The following is a 17,301-nucleotide window of genomic DNA, read 5'->3' as shown; positions in this document are numbered from 1 at the left end:
GGTCTGAGGATAACAGACCTGATAATTAATGATTTTGGCACCATAACTACCAAAGAGTAACGCGTTCAGGAATTCTGATAAATATAGACTTCAGTAGCCCCTAAACCATATTTTTGATAATCTGCATCATAGTATTTTACATTTTCGTACCGTTTAAATAAATAATTCAATTCTTCTTTAAGAACACCGGCTCCAACACCATGAATAAACACAACTTTTTGTATTCTTTTGCGCATGGCAAATTCAAGTTGTCGTTTTGCAGTTTCCAGTTGTATATTCAGCATATCATAATTGGTCATTCCCTTTGAAGAAGGAATGAGTTGGTGAATATGCAGGTCAACTTCCATTTTGGGCGTACTACGCTCTTTTGAGCTAACTTTTCTGATTTTTGGTTTCCCTGTCTGTTCCTTGACTGACTTCACCTGGGCAGCTTCAAAGTTGCTTACTTTTATGGAGTTCATCCCTACTATATGCATCAATTCGGATGTTGTAAAATCCATATCAAACCCTTCTTCAGTTCGTATAGTTATAAAATCGTCCATAATATTTATAACTATCCCTGTAATGTTGTCGTCTATGACTTCTACCCGGTCTCCTTCTTTAAAATTTCTCATTGTCCATTCTCATTATTTATTCATCTGTTTTTGACCAAACTTTCGAAGATTTATAAATCCCGAACATCAGTAAAATTATTCCAATACACATGGCATACTCTTTCTTCACCAATTGGTCTCCTGTTGCCATAATAATTGTACCTGCGATGATGAGCAAAAAATAAATGATTCGATTTGTTTTCATTCCTCAAAAATAATAGTATTTTTCAGTTGATTAATCTGCCAAAATGAAAATCGCTTCATCTATCCTGTTTTTTATAAATGAAGATTATATGCTACCCTGCGTGAATAAACAGCTTTTAGGCATAGAATGCACTGGCTGTGGTATTCAAAGGGCTGCTGTTTTGCTCTTTCATGGTGAATTTGTTGAGGCTTTTAAAATGTATCCCGCAATTTATCCTTTAATACTACTTATGGGTTTTCTGTTGTTGGATAATTTAATGACCATAAAATACGCCAATAAGATTAGTATATTCTTAATGATAGCCACGGTAACAACAATTCTGATCAACTATATTTTAAAATTTTTATAATTAAACCAATACTTCATGGAACAACAAAAACTACCAAATGTAACCATAGCCATTGTCCTGGCAATTCTTTCATATCTATGCTGCTGTTTTGGTGGCCTTCCGGCGGCCATTCTTGCAGGTATTGCTTTTTTTCTGGTGTATAAGGATGAAAATAAGTATAAAGAAAATCCTGAACTATATTCCAACTACAGCCAGCTTAAAACAGCTAAAATTTTAGCGATCATTGGAATAGTACTGGGAATTGTTTGGTTTGCCTGGGCCCTATATTCAATTTCTGCTATTGGCGGCTGGGAGGCCTACATGGAACAAGTTAATGAAATGAGAGAACAATGGGAGCAATAACTCTCCTCGAAAAATATATTTTATGAATCAACAGCCTTTACCCGGTGCGAGTAATGCCTTAACAATGGGCATTATTTCAATCATAGGAGCCATCACTTGCTGTGGTCCTTTTGCAATAATATTTAGCATTATTGGTTTAAGCAGTGCTAAAAAAGCAGAGGGCCTCTATCAGAGTCATCCCCAAAATTATTCGGGTTATGAGAGTGTCAGAAGCGGCCGTATTTTGTCTTATGTCGGAATGGCCCTGGCACTAATATACCTCGTATTCGGGATCCTTTATTTCGGAGTTATAGCTGCTTTCATTACCAGTGAATATTTTTAAAAAGACCATTTAACGGATTAGACTTACATAAAGGGCCCTCATGCTGAGGGCCCTTTTTTTTGTTACTAATGATATAATATTCGATCTAATTGGCAACCTCGCTCATAAATTTTAAACGGTAAAGTCGCAATTCTTCATCTTCATATTCTCCATCAAATTCTTTTTGTGCTTCTTCTATATTGTCTGATTCAGCTTCCAAAAAATATTCATGAATTTCACCCTGTTGATCCTCATCCAGTATCTCGTCTATCCAGTAGCCTATATTCAATTTAGTACCGCTAAAAACTATTTGTTCCATTTCCTTTACTAATTCCTGCAATTCAAGACCCTTTGCAGAGGCAATATCATCCAAAGGCAACTTTCTGTCCACATTCTGAATAATATATAACTTAAGAGCAGAATTAGCTCCGGTACTCTTCACAACAAGGTCATCGGGGCGAATTATTTCATTCTCCTCAACATAGGTTTTAATAAGAGACAAGAAGGGCTTTCCATATTTTTTTGCCTTACCCTCACCCACTCCATAAATATTTAACATTTCCTCCATGGAAATAGGGTATTTCAGAGCCATATCATCAAGGGAAGGATCCTGGAATATGACAAAAGGAGGGATATCCAATTTCTTTGCTTCACTTTTCCTGAGGTCTTTAAGTAATCGCAATAATTTTTCATCTGCAGCACCTCCTGCACTTTTGGCAGCAGTAACTATGGCTTGATCATTTTCTTCGTTATAAACATGATCTTTTGTCATCATAAAAGAAGTAGGATTCTCAAGAAAAGAAGATCCCGCACTGCTAATGTGCAATATACCGTATTGTTCAATTTCTTTTTTTAGTAATCCCGCAACCAGAACCTGCCTGATTAATGCCATCCAGTAACTTTTGTCTTTGTCAGACCCAATACCAAAAAAAGGTTTTTCATCAGTTTTGTGAGAAGCAATAAGGGCATTAGTAGAACCCATAAGCGCCAAAACAATCTCTTTGGCCTTAAACTTTTCCTTAGTGCCACGTACTACCTTGATTAACTTGATAACATTTTCCTTCGCTTCTTCCTTTTTCTTCGGATTTCTGGTATTATCATCCATATCTGCTCCATCGCCATTCACCTCATCAAATTCTTCTCCAAAATAATGTAGAATGAACTTTCTTCTGGACATAGATGTTTCGGCATACGCAACAATTTCCTGAAGAAGGGCGTTCCCAATTTCCTGTTCAGCCACCGGTTTTCCGGACATAAATTTCTCCAACTTTTCCACATCCTTATAAGAATAAAATGCGAGGCAGTGACCTTCACCTCCATCCCTGCCCGCACGGCCGGTTTCCTGGTAATAACTCTCAATACTTTTAGGAATGTCATGATGAATGACATAGCGTACATCTGGCTTGTCTATTCCCATTCCAAAAGCAATAGTTGCAATGACCACGTCCACATCTTCCATAAGAAACATATCCTGATACCTGGAACGTGTCTTAGCATCAAATCCCGCATGATAAGGTACAGCACTCACCCCATTAACCTGCAATACTTGGGCTAAGGCTTCAACTTTTTTCCTGCTTAGACAATAAATTATTCCTGATTTACCGCTATTCTTCTTTACAAAACGAATAATATCTGCATCAACATTTTTTGTCTTAGGCCTTACTTCGTAGAATAAATTGGGCCTGTTAAATGAAGCTTTAAAAACTTTTGCGTCTGTAATAGCAAGGTTCTTAATAATATCTTCCTGTACCTTTGGGGTAGCGGTTGCTGTTAAACCAACAATGGGGATGTCATCGCCCAGCCTGTTTATTATAGCCCTTAGATTTCTGTATTCCGGTCTGAAATCGTGTCCCCACTCAGAAATACAATGCGCCTCGTCTACCGCCACAAACGAGAGAGGTACAGATTGTAAAAAATCTACATACTCTTCCTTCGTGAGGGATTCCGGTGCTACATAGAGCAATTTTGTTATCCCGTCTAAAATATCTTGTTTTACTTCCTTTACCTGAGTTTTGGTTAATGAAGAATTCAGTACATGAGCAACACCGTGATGTGATGAAACACCCCGGATTGCATCAACCTGATTTTTCATTAGTGCAATTAAAGGAGATACCACAATAGCAGTTCCCTCTTTTATAAGAGCAGGAAGCTGATAACAAAGTGATTTGCCACCTCCTGTAGGCATAATTACAAAGGTGTTTTTGTTTTGAATGACGTTTTTTATAACATCTTCCTGAAGTCCTTTAAATTTGGAAAAACCAAAATACTTTTTTAGCGCCGCATGTAGTTCAATTTCATTCAAAATCATTGCAAATTTAGTATATCGAGTCTGCTATTATAATGATATTCGTTATTATATTTAAGATATATCTTCTTGTTTTTAGGTAGGTAAAATGATAAATTATATTGTTTGTAGTTTAGAATCTCCTATAAAATAAGTTTATGTAATTTTGTTTTCTTAAATATAATACATTCTTTTAAAATCTGTTTACTTATTAAGTTAATTTCTAAAACCGTAAACACATAATTTTAGAACTATATTGAGCAATCACAAAGCTATATTGGCTACGGCCAAAAAAACCATCATAACTGAAAGTGACGCCATTGCGCACTTGTCCACACTTTTGGATGATCAATTTGCAAGTACTGTAAATTGCATTTATGAATCAGTTGGGCGTGTAGTAATCACGGGTATTGGCAAAAGTGCTATCATAGCCTCTAAAATAGTAGCTACTTTAAATTCTACAGGGACACCGGCAATTTTCATGCATGCAGCTGATGCTATACATGGTGATCTGGGCACAATCCAGAAAGATGACGTAGTGATCTGCATCTCGAAAAGTGGGAATACCCCTGAAATAAAAATGTTGGTACCGCTTATTAAACTGGGAAATAATAAGTTAATTGGAATGTGTGGCAATTTAGATTCTTTTCTTGCTGAAAATGCAGATTTTGTTTTGAACACTTTTGTGAAAAAAGAAGCCTGCCCAAATAACCTGGCTCCAACAACCAGTACTACCGCGCAACTCGTAATGGGAGATGCGCTCGCTATCTGTCTTTTGGAATTGCGGGGATTCAGCAGTCAGGATTTTGCTAAATATCACCCGGGAGGAACTCTTGGTAAAAAACTCTATCTGAGAGTATCCGATATTGTAGGAAACAATTTAAAGCCTCAAGTGGGCGTTGACGCCGATGTAAAGCAGGTTATTATTGAAATTTCCGAAAAAATGCTAGGCGTTACTGCTGTTATGAGCAATGACAAGATCGTCGGAATTATTACAGATGGCGATATCAGGCGGATGCTTAACAAATATGAAAATATAAATGGCCTGAAGGCGAAAGATATAATGACAACTAATCCTAAGACGATTGGTGCAGACGTCCTTGCCATTAAAGCTTTGAAAAAAATGCGCTCTAATAGCCTATCTCAATTATTAGCTATAGATGGAGAAGAATATGTAGGCGTTGTTCATTTACATAACTTAATTAATGAAGGAATACTTTAATGGCAAAAGCATCTAGCGATCCTAATGAAATGTCCTTTTTGGACCATCTGGAAGAACTGCGGTGGCATCTTATTCGGTCAACTATTGCGATCGTTTTGATTGGTCTGGTAGCTTTTGTAATGAAGGACTTTATTTTTGATACTGTAATTTTCGGACCGAAAAAACCAGATTTTCCTACCTATGGTGTTTTCTGCAAACTTTCAAAGTTGCTCGGTTTCAGTGAAGCGTTTTGTTCCAATGAACCTATTTTTACCGTTCAGAGCAGACAAATGGCAGAGCAGTTTTCTGCTCATATATGGACTTCAATCTGGGCCGGGTTTATAATTGGTTTCCCCTATATTCTCTATGAAATGTGGAAATTCATCAGCCCGGGATTATATGACAAGGAACGTAACAATTCCAGGGGTTTTATATTTATTGCTTCTTCCCTCTTTTTTATGGGTGTCCTTTTTGGTTATTATGTAGTTGCCCCGCTTTCAATAAATTTTTTAGGTGGATATTCTGTGAGTGATGAAATTGTCCGGGAGATTGATTTGAGTTCATATATCTCTACCGTTAGGGCAGCTGTTATCGCCTGTGGTTTAATATTTGAACTGCCAATTATTATCTTCTTTCTAACCAAGGTAGGCTTAGTAACCCCCGAGATACTCAGGAAGTATCGAAAAATAGCCCTGGTTATTGTGCTAATAATATCAGCGGTAATTACACCTCCCGACGTGGCAAGTCAGATTATTGTGGCTGTTCCTGTTCTTATACTTTACCAGATCAGCATCTACATTTCAAAAGTTGTAATACGGAGAGAAGCAAAAAAACAAAATAAAAATGTCAAATCCAGTTGATGAGTTTAATGTCTACCGTTCTAAAATGAATGGGAAATTATTAGCCGATAATAACAAAATAATAAAGAGAATCTTCAACCTGGACACGAACGCTTATAGCGAAGGTGTTTTGGATGTTAAAACCAAAGAATTTTTAGGTCTTGTAGCGTCTGCTGTATTAAGATGTGATGACTGTGTTAAATACCACTTAGAAAGCTGCTATAAGCATGGTGCCACTAAAGAAGAAGTCATGGAAACCTTGAGTATTGCCACTTTAGTTGGTGGCACAATTGTTATTCCGCATTTACGGAGAGCTTATGAGTATTGGGAACAACTGGAGTTGCAGGAAGGTTAAAAAAACTATAATTCTGAACAGTAGAAACTAGAATGGCTTAGATTTGAAAGATAATTCTTCTGAATGAAATTAAGAGCAGATAGCATAATGAAATCCTACAGAGGGCGCCAGGTGGTTAAGGGCATTTCCCTGGAGGTCAACCAGGGCGAAATAGTTGGGCTACTTGGTCCGAATGGAGCCGGAAAGACTACCTGTTTCTATATGATTGTAGGGCTTATTAAACCCAATGGAGGACAGATTTTTTTAGATGATACTGAGATCACAAAATATCCAATGTATAAAAGGGCCCAAAACGGTATTGGTTATCTGGCCCAGGAGGCATCGGTATTTAGAAAATTAAGTATTGAGGATAATATCTTAAGTGTTTTGCAACTTACAAAACTGAGCAAAAAAGAGCAACACATAAAAATGGAGTCGCTTATAGAAGAGTTTGGACTTGGTCATATCAGAAAGAATAGAGGAGATTTGTTATCCGGAGGTGAACGCAGACGTACGGAAATAGCAAGAGCCCTGGCTACTGATCCTAAATTCATACTTCTGGATGAACCGTTTGCTGGTGTTGACCCTGTTGCGGTTGAAGATATTCAACGAATTGTGGCTCAACTAAAAAATAAGAATATTGGAATCCTGATCACTGATCATAATGTTCAGGAAACCCTAGCAATAACAGAACGATCTTACCTGATGTTTGAGGGCGGCATTTTAAAATCGGGTATCCCCGAAGTTCTTGCAGAAGACGAAATGGTCCGTAAAGTCTATTTGGGACAGAATTTTGAACTTCGTAAAAAGAAATTGGATTTCTAAAATACTTAGTCTGTGATAAAATTATATTGAGATTCTTTAATTCATAAATAATTAGATTCACAATATACATAACTGACTGATTGTGTAGGGATTATTAGTAAATTACCCTCGTATATTTTCAGGATAATTGCTAACCAACAGAGCTAAAAAAATATTAGTTTCTATAATTTAGATAGCATACAAATAATTCCTTTGTGTTATGAAAAATTTAATCCATAATTCTCTTTTTTCCTTAATCATTTTAGTGTTAATTTTTACCAGTAGTTGTTCATCGGAGGATAATAATTCTATACCAGTAACAGAAGTTTCTTCTACAAGGACTATTGATGCTAAACTTGTAGGCACATGGAATGGCACTGTTGAAGGAACACTGGGAACTGAGACAGCGATATTTACACTACAAAAGAATGGTGATATTATCGCTGAGACTGACTCACAAATTATTTGTCCCTTTCAAGGAACCTGGTGGGTTACAAATGGAAATTTTACGGCTGCCGGTGAAGATGAATGCGATGGAACAGGTATAGACCTTCGTGGCAGCAGTACATCAAACAGTCAGATTTCGGGAACCTGGACGGCGTCCGGTGGTAATAGCGGCAAATTTAATATGACTAAGCAATAAACATAATACATCAATATGATGTGTTCATTCTGAGCAGAAAGCGATTGAATTGTATCCTATTTTGTCTCTTTCGCACCAAGTTTATAAACCATGGAACTAACGATATAAAAAAACACGATGGCAGGAACTGCTAAAAATTTCATCGTCAGCAATAAGACTAAACTCACAATTACAAATATGTAGCGCAGGGCATTATCTTTAAAACTCCAGTTCTTAAATTTCAAAGCAAATAATTCTATCCTCGAATTTAAAAGATAGGAACTCAGAATGGTAATTATGATCAGAAACCATGGATTGAGAATTATCTCATTTAAAAAATCATTACCCTGGTCCAGGAGTATCAAAGGAAGGGATAGTATAAATAGTGCATTTGCAGGTGTGGGAAGACCTATAAAAGAGGTAGCCTGATTCTCATCAATATTGAATTTTGCCAATCTGTAAGCCGAAGCCAAAGTAATTAAAAAGCCAAAAAAAGGCAGGAATGAAATTTTAAATCCGGTCCATGTTAGCGTTTCTGAACCACCTGAGAAATCGAGATTCCACCCACCGGTTTGAGACATAGCCAGCAGTTGAAACATAACAATACCGGGAACAAGGCCACTGGTTATTAGATCGGCTAATGAATCGAGCTGGATTCCTAATTCGCTCTGTGCATCCAGCAATCTTGCGGCAAGTCCGTCAAAGAAATCGAAAATAATTCCCAGAAAAACAAAAATTGCGGTCAGTTCCAACATATTCAAAACAGCAAATACTGTAGCGATACATCCACATAAAATGTTAAGCATGGTAATATACTGTGGAATATGTTTCTTCATGGTTGGCAGTTTCAGTAAAAATAATATAATTTTTATTCTAACTCTTTCTTAACATATTTTATTCGGATATTTGCCGTTAACAGTTATTCCTCAAGTGATCAGAGCACTACGAATTCAATTTAAAAAACTTTGCTTCCTTAACTTGTTATGGATCGCCTTTTGGGGTTTTTCACTGCAGGCTCAACTATCAGATAATGCCCAAATTAGTATAATTACATGTGACTCCGGTCAGGATTTGTATTCTAGTTTCGGGCACAGTGCTTTTAGGGTTCAGGACTCTGCCAAAGGAATAAATTGGGTATATAACTACGGAACTTTTGATTTTAATACGCCTAACTTCTATTATAAATTTGCCAGGGGGAAATTGCTTTATTCCTTAAGCGTTACAACTTTTTCAGATTTCCTCTTTACATATGAATTGGAAAAACGTTGGGTAAAAGAACAACTATTAAAACTTAATCGGGAAGAACAAAATGCCTTATTCAGTTTTTTAGAAAACAATCGAAAGCCAGAAAACAGGGATTATAAATATGATTTCTTATTTGATAATTGTGCCACAAAATTGCCCGAGGTTTTAAAAAAAGTTCTCGGAAACAGCATTGAATTTAATGGAGCACATCTTAAAAACCATTTCACTTTCAGAGATCTTATCCAACAAAATCTGCTTACTAATTCCTGGTCCAGTTTTGGCATAGACCTCGCCCTGGGGTCCGTGATAGATAGGGAAGCTGCCCCTGAAGAGTATATGTTCCTGCCCAAATATGTAATGCTCCAAATGAGTAATACAACGCTGGCAGAGAACGCCTTAGTCCTTAGAGAACGCACCGTTCTTGAATATAATAACAAAAGATTTAATAATAATTTTGGCACATCACCGCTTTTTTGGTTACTCCTTTTATTACTCTTTACCCTTACAATATCATTTATAGATTTAAGGAATGGTACTCGGAGCAGGTGGCTCGACTTTTTTTTATTTCTGACTACAGGATCTGCCGGATTACTTATTTTCTTCCTTTGGTTCATGACCGATCATTCTGCAACAGCAAATAATTTTAATATCCTTTGGGCATTTCCATTAAATATTGCAGCCTGCTATTTTCTCCTTAGAAAAGACCAGATCCCAAAATGGATGGGTAAATATATTATGATACTGCTGGTTTTATTGATTATTACGTTGATCCTTTGGATTTTTCAAATTCAACAATTTTCACCACTAATTGCAGTAGTATTTGCCATACTGGGTCATAGATACGCCCTACTTTACCGTTATTTCACAAATTCCAATCCACGACTGAAATGAATTTGGTCTCCGTAGAAAATATAGGTAAATCATATGGAGAATTAGTCCTGTTTGAAGACCTCTCGTTTGGTATAAATAAGAATCAGAAAATTGCATTGGTTGCCCGAAACGGGGAAGGTAAAACTTCCATTTTAAATATCCTGGCAAGGAAAGATGTCCCAAATGGTGGCGCTGTAAACTACCGTAAAGGAATTCGCATATCTTTCCTGGAACAAGAACCAGATCTTAATCCTCATCTAACGGTAGAGCAAACCATTTTGGAGTCTGACAATGAGATTCTAAAGATTATTGCTGCCTATGAAGCAGCTTTGGAACATCCCGAAAATGAAGAAGCTTACCAAAAAGCTTTCGAATCTATGGAAAGGAATAAAGCCTGGGATTTTGAAACCCAATACCAACAAATTCTTTCCAAATTAAAACTGGACAATCTTAAAGCCAAAGTAGGCAGTCTATCCGGTGGGCAAAAAAAGAGACTGGCAATGGCTAATGCCCTGTTGAATGAGCCAGATCTTTTAATCCTGGATGAACCTACAAATCATTTAGACCTGGAAATGATAGAGTGGCTCGAAGATTATTTCAGCCGTAAAAAGATTACTCTTTTTATGGTTACTCATGACAGGTATTTTCTGGAAAGGGTTTGCAATGAGATTCTGGAACTGGATAATGGTCAGCTTTATTCATACAAAGGAAATTATGCTTACTATCTTGAGAAAAAAGAAGCCAGATTGGAACTTGAAGCAGTAGAGCAACATAAATCCAAGTTGCTTTATAAGAAAGAACTGGACTGGATGCGAAGACAGCCTAAGGCAAGAACCACAAAATCCAAATCGCGTATTGATGATTTCCATAGTATCAAAGAAAAGGCACAACAACGCAGAGAAAGCCATGAAATTCAATTAGAGATAAATATGGAGCGTATGGGCAGCAAAATTCTTGAGCTTCACAAAGTCTCTAAATCCTTCCCGGGAATTCTCTTACTTGATAAATTTGATTATAATTTTTTAAGAGGAGAACGAATCGGAATTATTGGAAAAAACGGTACTGGCAAAACTACTTTCCTGAATATTATAACAGGCTTTGAACAGCCAGATAGTGGAAAAATTGTAGTGGGAGAGACTATTAAATTCGGATACTACACACAAAATGGGATTACAATAAAAGAAGGTCAGAAAGTGATTGACGTCATACGAGAATTTGGGGACTATATTCCTTTAAAAAAAGGAAGACAGCTCTCTGCGCAACAGCTGTTAGAACGATTTTTATTTGATAGGAAAAAACAATATGATTTTGTAGAAAAGCTGAGTGGCGGAGAACGAAAGAGGTTGTATCTATGTACCGTCCTTATCCAGAATCCCAATTTCCTGATCCTGGATGAACCAACAAATGATCTGGATATTATAACCATAAATATCCTTGAGAGCTTTTTACTGGATTTTCCCGGATGCCTGCTGGTAGTATCCCATGACCGCTATTTCATGGATAAGATAGTAGATCATTTATTTATTTTTAAGGGGAATGGAATTGTTGAAGATTTCCCCGGGAATTATTCAGATCACAGGGCATATGAAGACAGTAATGTTTTAGAACAAAGGGCTGATAAAGGAAATAACACCCAAAATAAATCAAACAAAAATTCCTGGCGGTCTGATGACAAAAGCAAAAAACTGTCTTTTGAGGAGCAAAAAGAGTATAACAAGCTGGAAAAATCCATTCAGAACTTAGAAAAACAAAAGGTAGAGCTTCAAAATCAATTTGCCAATACTGGGCTATCTGGGGAAGAAATAGATGTTTTATCAATAAGATTAAAAGATATTATAGAAAATCTGGAGGATAAAACAGAGCGATGGTTTGAGCTTTCGATGCTATTGGAAGACTAATAAACCAAGTGGTAATTGCATTATTCAAATTTACTGATAATTAGAATTTACTTTAATGTCTGACACCTTTAGCTATCTGAAATTTTGGTTTAAGGCAACTAACCAGCATGGAATCCATTCTCCTTTTATTTACCGTTTTGTTACAGAGGGTCTTTATATAAAACATAAATACTGCAGGTCAAAATCACTGAATATATTTTTCAAATGCATTAATTACTTTAAACCAAACAGTATAGCCCTGGTTGAAGGAAATAAACTTTTAAAAAATAAAGTAAAAAAGGAATTTCCATCACTTTCTTTTGAAGAGCCATTTGATATAAAATATTATGGGACACTAGTTACAGAATCTCAAATTTTGGCTATGAAAAACTACGCCAAACAACAACCGAATGGAATAATTTATATTGGCGATATCAGGAAAAACAAGACTTCGAAAGAATTTTGGGACAAATTACTGCTAACCGATTTTGTAACAGTAAGCGTGGATATGTATTTTGGCGGCCTTCTTTTTTTCCATAAAACACAAGCCCAGGAACATTTTAAGATTAGAATTTAAAATCTTAACTTTAAGATAGATTTTTTTATAACATGAACAACAGTATTTATTACATTTTAGCCGGAGTTGCCCTTGTTTATATTGTCATTTCTATTGTTAGCAAAAAGAGCTCAAAGAGGAGAAAATCAAGGAAATTTATGGATGGTTATGAGCGAAAGGATAAAAGGAAGTAATTGTTAATATTATAGGTATTCCTAATTTATCACAGAGTGAAAAATTTCATATAAACCCAATTTCCTAACTTGCAACTCAAAAGTTCTAAAATAGCCTATGAAAATATATACCAAAACCGGAGACAATGGCTCAACTTCACTTTTTGGAGGTACAAGGGTTCCTAAACATCACATCCGCATTAACGGTTATGGTACTGTGGATGAACTAAATTCATGGCTTGGACTCCTTAGGGATCAGGAAATGGACACACATTACAGAGAGATTCTTATCACCATCCAGGACCAATTATTTACCGTAGGTGCAATTTTAGCCACGGACCCTGAAAAAGCACAATTAAAAAGTGGTAAAGAGCGTTTGAACATCCCTTTGATAAGCATGAAAGATGTAACGCAATTAGAAAATGAAATGGACATTATGAATGAAACCATGCCAGAAATGACCCATTTTATCCTCCCCGGCGGACACACAACAGTGTCATACTGTCATATTGCTCGTACTATTTGCAGAAGAGCGGAGCGAATGGTAACACTACTACATGAAAATGAACCTGTTGACAGCATGGTTTTGACTTACCTCAACCGTCTTTCAGACTATTTATTTGTATTGGCACGGAAGTTGTCATACGATCTGAAGGCGGATGAAATAAAGTGGGTTCCTAAGAAAAAAGACTAATAATTATACTTTTTCTTCGTTATCAAATTATCAAAACCATAAATTGTTCATAAAAAGTGTGATTTTACTCAGATTTTTCTTGGCAATATGGGTTTAAAAATTACTTTTGCAAAAATTTTAAAATTAGAATTAAGCCATGTATTGGACATTAGAACTAGCATCTTATCTAAGCGATGCACCCTGGCCAGCCACCAAAGATGAATTAATAGATTATGCTATTAGAACAGGCGCCCCTTTAGAAGTAGTAGAGAATTTACAATCTATGGAGGAAGAAGGTGGTGAGATTTACGAATCAATAGAAGAAATATGGCCGGATTACCCCACAGAAGAAGATTACCTCTGGAATGAGGATGAATATTAAAGAAGTTTCCTAAAACCTATTAAAAGTCTCATTTGAGGCTTTTTTTTTATGTAATTTTGACAGGCTTTACGAAGTTTTAGGAGAAATATAAAATCTGGAACGCCTTTTGCTTCAAAAAGGATATTGCAATTCTGTAGCATCTTGCTCAATTTTAAGACTTATTCAATTGCGCTTTAAGTTCTGAAGAGCTTGCTATCAAAACATAAATATTATATGAGTATTTTAAATTCAGTTATCAAGGCATTTGTAGGTGACAAGGCTAAGAAAGATGTTAAGGAACTACAACCCCTTTTAAAGGACATCAAATCCTTTGAAGCAGCGATAGAAACCTTGGACCATAATGCACTTAGGAAAAAAACACAGGACTTCAAACTAACAATAACAAAGGCATCCGAAGAACTTCAGAAGCAGATTGACATATTGAAAGAAGAAGTAAAAGCCTCTCTGGATATTGACAGAAATGAGGAAATATATGCAGAAATTGATAAACTAGAAGACGAGGTCTATAAGATTACTGAGATCACCTTAAACCAGATTCTTCCTGAAGCCTTTGCGGTAGTTAAAGAAACCGCAAAGCGATTTGTGAATAATGAAACCATCACTGTTGAAGCTACAGAATTTGACAGATTGTTATCTGGATCCAAAGAGTATGTTAGCCTGGAGGGTGACAATGCCGTATGGCAAAACTCCTGGGATGCCGCAGGAAAGGAAGTGACATGGGATATGGTACACTATGACGTACAGTTAATCGGCGGGATTGCTTTGCATCAGGGTAAAATTGCAGAAATGCAGACTGGTGAGGGTAAAACACTTGTTGCTACCTTACCAATGTACCTTAACGCCCTGGCAGGAAAAGGGGCCCATTTGGTTACGGTAAATGACTATCTGGCCAAAAGGGATAGTGCGTGGATGGCACCAATATTTGAATTTCATGGGCTTTCCGTGGACTGTATAGACAAGCATCAACCTAATTCTGAAGGGAGAAGGGCCGCTTACAACGCAGATATTACCTATGGAACCAACAACGAATTTGGATTCGATTATCTTAGGGATAACATGGCACATACACCCGGTGACCTTGTGCAACGGCCACACCACTATGCCATTGTGGATGAGGTTGATTCTGTACTTGTTGATGATGCCCGTACTCCTTTAATCATCTCCGGGCCTGTACCGGAAGGAGATCGTCATGAATTCAATGAATTGAAGCCTAAAGTATCAGACATTGTTCAGAAACAACGTCAGTACCTTACAGGAGTTCTGGCAGAGGCCAAAAAAGAAATCACCGCTGGAAATACCAAAGAAGGTGGTTTTCTATTACTGAGGGTCCACAGAGGCTTACCCAAGAATAAAGCCCTTATTAAATTTCTTAGTGAAGAAGGCATAAAACAACTGCTTCAAAAAACTGAGAATTTTTATATGCAGGATAACAATCGGGAAATGCCTCAGGTAGATTCGGAATTATTATTTGTAATCGATGAAAAGAACAACCAGATTGAACTTACAGATAAGGGCATAGAATATATTTCGGGAGACCATCAAAAAGACTTTTTTGTGATGCCTGATATTGGAAGTGAAATTGCAAAAATTGAAAATCAAAACCTGGAAATCGAACAGGAAGCATCTGAGAAAGAGGCATTATTCAAAGATTTTGCAATAAAAAGCGAACGTATCCATACCATGAGCCAGTTATTAAAGGCATATACACTCTTCGAAAAAGACGTGGAGTATGTGGTTATCGATAATAAAGTGATGATTGTAGACGAGCAGACAGGCCGTATAATGGATGGGCGAAGGTATTCAGACGGATTACATCAGGCCATTGAAGCGAAAGAGAATGTAAAAATCGAAGCAATGACTCAGACTTTTGCTACGGTTACTTTGCAGAATTATTTCAGAATGTATAAAAAGCTTTCAGGTATGACAGGTACCGCGGTAACGGAAGCAGGTGAATTCTGGGAGATCTATAAATTGGATGTTATGGAAATCCCTACAAACAGGCCAATAGTCAGAGATGACAGAAACGATCTTATCTATAAGACCAAAAGAGAAAAATACAACGCCATTATTGACGAAGTTACCAAACTTTCGGAACAAAAAAGACCGGTACTAATTGGTACCACCTCTGTGGAAATATCCGAATTATTATCACGAATGTTGAGTATACGAAAAATTCCACATAATGTTTTAAATGCGAAACTGCATAAAAAAGAAGCCGATATTGTAGCAGAAGCAGGTTATGCGGGTGTAGTGACCATTGCAACAAACATGGCAGGACGTGGAACGGATATAAAATTATCTGAAGATGTTAAAAAAGCAGGGGGCTTGGCCATCGTAGGTACAGAAAGACACGACTCCAGAAGGGTAGACAGGCAGTTGAGAGGTCGTGCGGGCCGACAGGGAGATCCGGGTAGTTCACAGTTTTACGTCTCTTTGGAAGATAATCTAATGCGGCTATTTGGTTCAGACAGGGTTGCAAAAATGATGGATAGGATGGGTCTTGAAGAAGGAGAAGTGATTCAGCATTCTATGATGACCAAATCTATTGAACGGGCGCAGAAAAAAGTAGAAGAGAATAATTTTGGTATTCGTAAACGACTGTTGGAGTATGATGATGTAATGAATGCCCAACGTGAAGTAGTTTATAAAAGAAGAAGGCATGCACTGCAGGGTGAGCGACTTAAAGTAGATATTGCAAACATGGTTTATGATACATGTGAAGTAATTGCTGAAACTAACAAGGCCGCTAGCGATTTCAAGAATTTCGAATTTGAACTCATCAAGTATTTTTCCATTACCTCTCCGGTTACAGAAGAAGAATTTGGCAAACAGAGTTTTCTGGAAATCGCAAATACAACCTATGACGCTGCTTATGATTATTACCAGAGCAAAATGGAGCGAAGTGCCGCTACGGCTTTCCCTGTTATTAAAAAGGTATACGAGGATAGCAGTAATAAATTTGAACGTATTGTAGTTCCTTTTACTGATGGTATTAAATCGCTTAATGTGGTCACCAATCTTAAAAATGCCTATGAGTCGAACGGTAAAGAATTGGTAACAGACTTTGAAAAGAATATAACTCTTGCCATCATTGATGACTCATGGAAAACTCACCTAAGGAAAATGGACGAGTTGAAGCAGTCTGTCCAATTGGCTGTTCACGAGCAGAAAGATCCTTTGTTAATTTATAAATTTGAAGCTTTTGAACTTTTTAAAAGCATGATAGATAAGGTCAACAAAGAAGTAGTTTCCTTCTTGTTCAAAGGGGAATTACCCTCAGCTGATACTAATGAGATTCAGGAAGCCAGGAATGTACGAAGACCTAAAGAGAAGCTGCAGACTACTAAGGAGGAAATTCCTAATAATGATGAATTAGCAGCCCGGAACAGAGCAGTAGGTCAGAACCAGGGCGGCAGGGCTCCAATAACGGAAACCATTGTGAGGGAAAAACCAAAAATTGGTAGGAATGAAAAAGTCACAATAAAAAATGTAATGTCCGGCGAAAGCAAGACTGTCAAATTCAAACAGGCAGAGCCTCTTATAGACCGCGGAGAATGGGTATTGATCCAAGATTGACAAACTAACCGATATTATTAAAAAAGGCGTCCGTATATGGACGCTTTTTTTTTGTTCAAAATGCTATATCTTTAG

At 37.0% G+C, this 17,301-nt stretch carries 18 protein-coding genes; 14 read left to right on the top strand and 4 right to left on the bottom strand.

Annotated elements, in window-relative coordinates; genetic code table 11:
* Positions 1-65: 65 nt before the first annotated feature.
* Together WBM60_RS10290 and WBM60_RS10285 are read right to left on the bottom strand one after the other, a co-directional pair.
* Positions 66-614: a Smr/MutS family protein gene (locus tag WBM60_RS10290; RefSeq protein WP_424262700.1), complete on the bottom strand. Its 549-nt coding sequence runs from the start codon at positions 612-614 to the stop codon at positions 66-68.
* Between the two features lie 16 nt (positions 615-630).
* The gene (locus WBM60_RS10285) at positions 631-798 is read right to left on the bottom strand and encodes a hypothetical protein (protein ID WP_424262702.1); all 168 of its coding nucleotides are present in this window, start codon (positions 796-798) and stop codon (positions 631-633) included.
* Positions 799-841: 43 nt separating this feature from the next.
* Between WBM60_RS10285 and WBM60_RS10280 the strand changes: the two genes are divergently transcribed.
* From WBM60_RS10280 to WBM60_RS10270, 3 genes are read left to right on the top strand one after another with little or no spacing between them, the layout of a single operon-like run.
* Complete coding sequence (locus WBM60_RS10280; protein WP_424276773.1) at positions 842-1,147, top strand: DUF2752 domain-containing protein; 306 nt, start codon at positions 842-844, stop codon at positions 1,145-1,147.
* A 15-nt stretch (positions 1,148-1,162) separates the two neighbouring features.
* Complete coding sequence (locus WBM60_RS10275; RefSeq protein WP_424259528.1) at positions 1,163-1,489, top strand: CCC motif membrane protein; 327 nt, start codon at positions 1,163-1,165, stop codon at positions 1,487-1,489.
* Between the two features lie 22 nt (positions 1,490-1,511).
* Positions 1,512-1,811, top strand: a complete 300-nt coding sequence (locus tag WBM60_RS10270) for a CCC motif membrane protein (RefSeq protein WP_424276772.1) — start codon at positions 1,512-1,514, stop codon at positions 1,809-1,811.
* An 85-nt stretch (positions 1,812-1,896) separates the two neighbouring features.
* On the opposite strand, the gene recQ is transcribed toward WBM60_RS10270, so the two are convergent.
* Entirely contained in the window at positions 1,897-4,098 is a 2,202-nt protein-coding gene (gene recQ, locus WBM60_RS10265) for a DNA helicase RecQ (RefSeq protein WP_424259530.1), read from the bottom strand.
* A gap of 232 nt (positions 4,099-4,330) precedes the next feature.
* Here recQ and WBM60_RS10260 point away from each other — a divergent pair, with 232 nt between their 5' ends.
* The 5 genes from WBM60_RS10260 (at position 4,331) to WBM60_RS10240 (ending at position 7,895) form a co-directional block, all read left to right on the top strand.
* Positions 4,331-5,296: a KpsF/GutQ family sugar-phosphate isomerase gene (locus WBM60_RS10260; RefSeq protein ID WP_424280156.1), complete on the top strand. Its 966-nt coding sequence runs from the start codon at positions 4,331-4,333 to the stop codon at positions 5,294-5,296.
* Complete coding sequence (gene tatC / locus WBM60_RS10255; protein WP_424259532.1) at positions 5,296-6,135, top strand: twin-arginine translocase subunit TatC; 840 nt, start codon at positions 5,296-5,298, stop codon at positions 6,133-6,135. The genes WBM60_RS10260 and tatC overlap by 1 nt, the downstream gene beginning before the upstream one ends.
* Positions 6,119-6,469: a carboxymuconolactone decarboxylase family protein gene (locus WBM60_RS10250; RefSeq protein ID WP_424259533.1), complete on the top strand. Its 351-nt coding sequence runs from the start codon at positions 6,119-6,121 to the stop codon at positions 6,467-6,469. Before tatC ends, WBM60_RS10250 begins: the two co-directional genes overlap by 17 nt.
* Before the next feature lie 63 nt (positions 6,470-6,532).
* Entirely contained in the window at positions 6,533-7,273 is a 741-nt protein-coding gene (gene lptB / locus WBM60_RS10245; protein ID WP_424259534.1) for an LPS export ABC transporter ATP-binding protein, read from the top strand.
* 199 nt (positions 7,274-7,472) lie between these two features.
* Complete coding sequence (locus WBM60_RS10240) at positions 7,473-7,895, top strand: hypothetical protein (protein WP_424277913.1); 423 nt, start codon at positions 7,473-7,475, stop codon at positions 7,893-7,895.
* Between the two features lie 56 nt (positions 7,896-7,951).
* Here the strand turns inward: WBM60_RS10240 and WBM60_RS10235 are convergent, their stop codons facing one another.
* Positions 7,952-8,710, bottom strand: a complete 759-nt coding sequence (locus WBM60_RS10235; protein WP_424277464.1) for a CDP-alcohol phosphatidyltransferase family protein — start codon at positions 8,708-8,710, stop codon at positions 7,952-7,954.
* A gap of 94 nt (positions 8,711-8,804) precedes the next feature.
* Here WBM60_RS10235 and WBM60_RS10230 point away from each other — a divergent pair, with 94 nt between their 5' ends.
* The 6 genes from WBM60_RS10230 (at position 8,805) to secA (ending at position 17,226) form a co-directional block, all read left to right on the top strand.
* The gene (locus WBM60_RS10230; protein ID WP_424277914.1) at positions 8,805-10,010 is read left to right on the top strand and encodes a DUF4105 domain-containing protein; all 1,206 of its coding nucleotides are present in this window, start codon (positions 8,805-8,807) and stop codon (positions 10,008-10,010) included.
* Positions 10,007-11,887 carry an ABC-F family ATP-binding cassette domain-containing protein gene (locus tag WBM60_RS10225; protein WP_424277465.1) on the top strand — a complete coding sequence of 627 codons (1,881 nt, stop codon included), beginning with the start codon at positions 10,007-10,009 and terminating at the stop codon, positions 11,885-11,887. Before WBM60_RS10230 ends, WBM60_RS10225 begins: the two co-directional genes overlap by 4 nt.
* Before the next feature lie 55 nt (positions 11,888-11,942).
* Positions 11,943-12,443, top strand: a complete 501-nt coding sequence (locus tag WBM60_RS10220; RefSeq protein ID WP_424277466.1) for a hypothetical protein — start codon at positions 11,943-11,945, stop codon at positions 12,441-12,443.
* A 270-nt stretch (positions 12,444-12,713) separates the two neighbouring features.
* Positions 12,714-13,289, top strand: a complete 576-nt coding sequence (locus WBM60_RS10215) for a cob(I)yrinic acid a,c-diamide adenosyltransferase (RefSeq protein WP_424261604.1) — start codon at positions 12,714-12,716, stop codon at positions 13,287-13,289.
* Positions 13,290-13,425: 136 nt separating this feature from the next.
* Positions 13,426-13,650, top strand: a complete 225-nt coding sequence (locus WBM60_RS10210) for a DUF2795 domain-containing protein (RefSeq protein WP_013551418.1) — start codon at positions 13,426-13,428, stop codon at positions 13,648-13,650.
* A gap of 213 nt (positions 13,651-13,863) precedes the next feature.
* Positions 13,864-17,226 carry a preprotein translocase subunit SecA gene (gene secA, locus WBM60_RS10205; RefSeq protein ID WP_424261609.1) on the top strand — a complete coding sequence of 1,121 codons (3,363 nt, stop codon included), beginning with the start codon at positions 13,864-13,866 and terminating at the stop codon, positions 17,224-17,226.
* Positions 17,227-17,301: the final 75 nt, after the last annotated feature.

The sequence above is a fragment of the Eudoraea sp. genome, from assembly GCF_049669105.1.
GTDB lineage: Bacteria > Bacteroidota > Bacteroidia > Flavobacteriales > Flavobacteriaceae > Eudoraea.
The sequence above is the reverse complement of the archived record's forward strand: the minus strand, read 5'-3'. Positions and strand labels throughout refer to the sequence as shown.

What these genes read in the sequence shown, in the direction of transcription:
- WBM60_RS10290 (WP_424262700.1), bottom strand. Translation starts at nt 614, where the DNA reads ATGAGAAATTTTAAAGAAGGAGACCGGGTAGAAGTCATAGACGACAAC.
- WBM60_RS10285 (WP_424262702.1), bottom strand. Translation starts at nt 798, where the DNA reads ATGAAAACAAATCGAATCATTTATTTTTTGCTCATCATCGCAGGTACA.
- WBM60_RS10280 (WP_424276773.1), top strand. Translation starts at nt 842, where the DNA reads ATGAAAATCGCTTCATCTATCCTGTTTTTTATAAATGAAGATTATATG.
- WBM60_RS10275 (WP_424259528.1), top strand. Translation starts at nt 1,163, where the DNA reads ATGGAACAACAAAAACTACCAAATGTAACCATAGCCATTGTCCTGGCA.
- WBM60_RS10270 (WP_424276772.1), top strand. Translation starts at nt 1,512, where the DNA reads ATGAATCAACAGCCTTTACCCGGTGCGAGTAATGCCTTAACAATGGGC.
- recQ (WP_424259530.1), bottom strand. Translation starts at nt 4,098, where the DNA reads ATGATTTTGAATGAAATTGAACTACATGCGGCGCTAAAAAAGTATTTT.
- tatC (WP_424259532.1), top strand. Translation starts at nt 5,296, where the DNA reads ATGGCAAAAGCATCTAGCGATCCTAATGAAATGTCCTTTTTGGACCAT.
- WBM60_RS10250 (WP_424259533.1), top strand. Translation starts at nt 6,119, where the DNA reads ATGTCAAATCCAGTTGATGAGTTTAATGTCTACCGTTCTAAAATGAAT.
- lptB (WP_424259534.1), top strand. Translation starts at nt 6,533, where the DNA reads ATGAAATTAAGAGCAGATAGCATAATGAAATCCTACAGAGGGCGCCAG.
- WBM60_RS10240 (WP_424277913.1), top strand. Translation starts at nt 7,473, where the DNA reads ATGAAAAATTTAATCCATAATTCTCTTTTTTCCTTAATCATTTTAGTG.
- WBM60_RS10235 (WP_424277464.1), bottom strand. Translation starts at nt 8,710, where the DNA reads ATGAAGAAACATATTCCACAGTATATTACCATGCTTAACATTTTATGT.
- WBM60_RS10225 (WP_424277465.1), top strand. Translation starts at nt 10,007, where the DNA reads ATGAATTTGGTCTCCGTAGAAAATATAGGTAAATCATATGGAGAATTA.
- WBM60_RS10220 (WP_424277466.1), top strand. Translation starts at nt 11,943, where the DNA reads ATGTCTGACACCTTTAGCTATCTGAAATTTTGGTTTAAGGCAACTAAC.
- WBM60_RS10215 (WP_424261604.1), top strand. Translation starts at nt 12,714, where the DNA reads ATGAAAATATATACCAAAACCGGAGACAATGGCTCAACTTCACTTTTT.
- WBM60_RS10210 (WP_013551418.1), top strand. Translation starts at nt 13,426, where the DNA reads ATGTATTGGACATTAGAACTAGCATCTTATCTAAGCGATGCACCCTGG.
- secA (WP_424261609.1), top strand. Translation starts at nt 13,864, where the DNA reads ATGAGTATTTTAAATTCAGTTATCAAGGCATTTGTAGGTGACAAGGCT.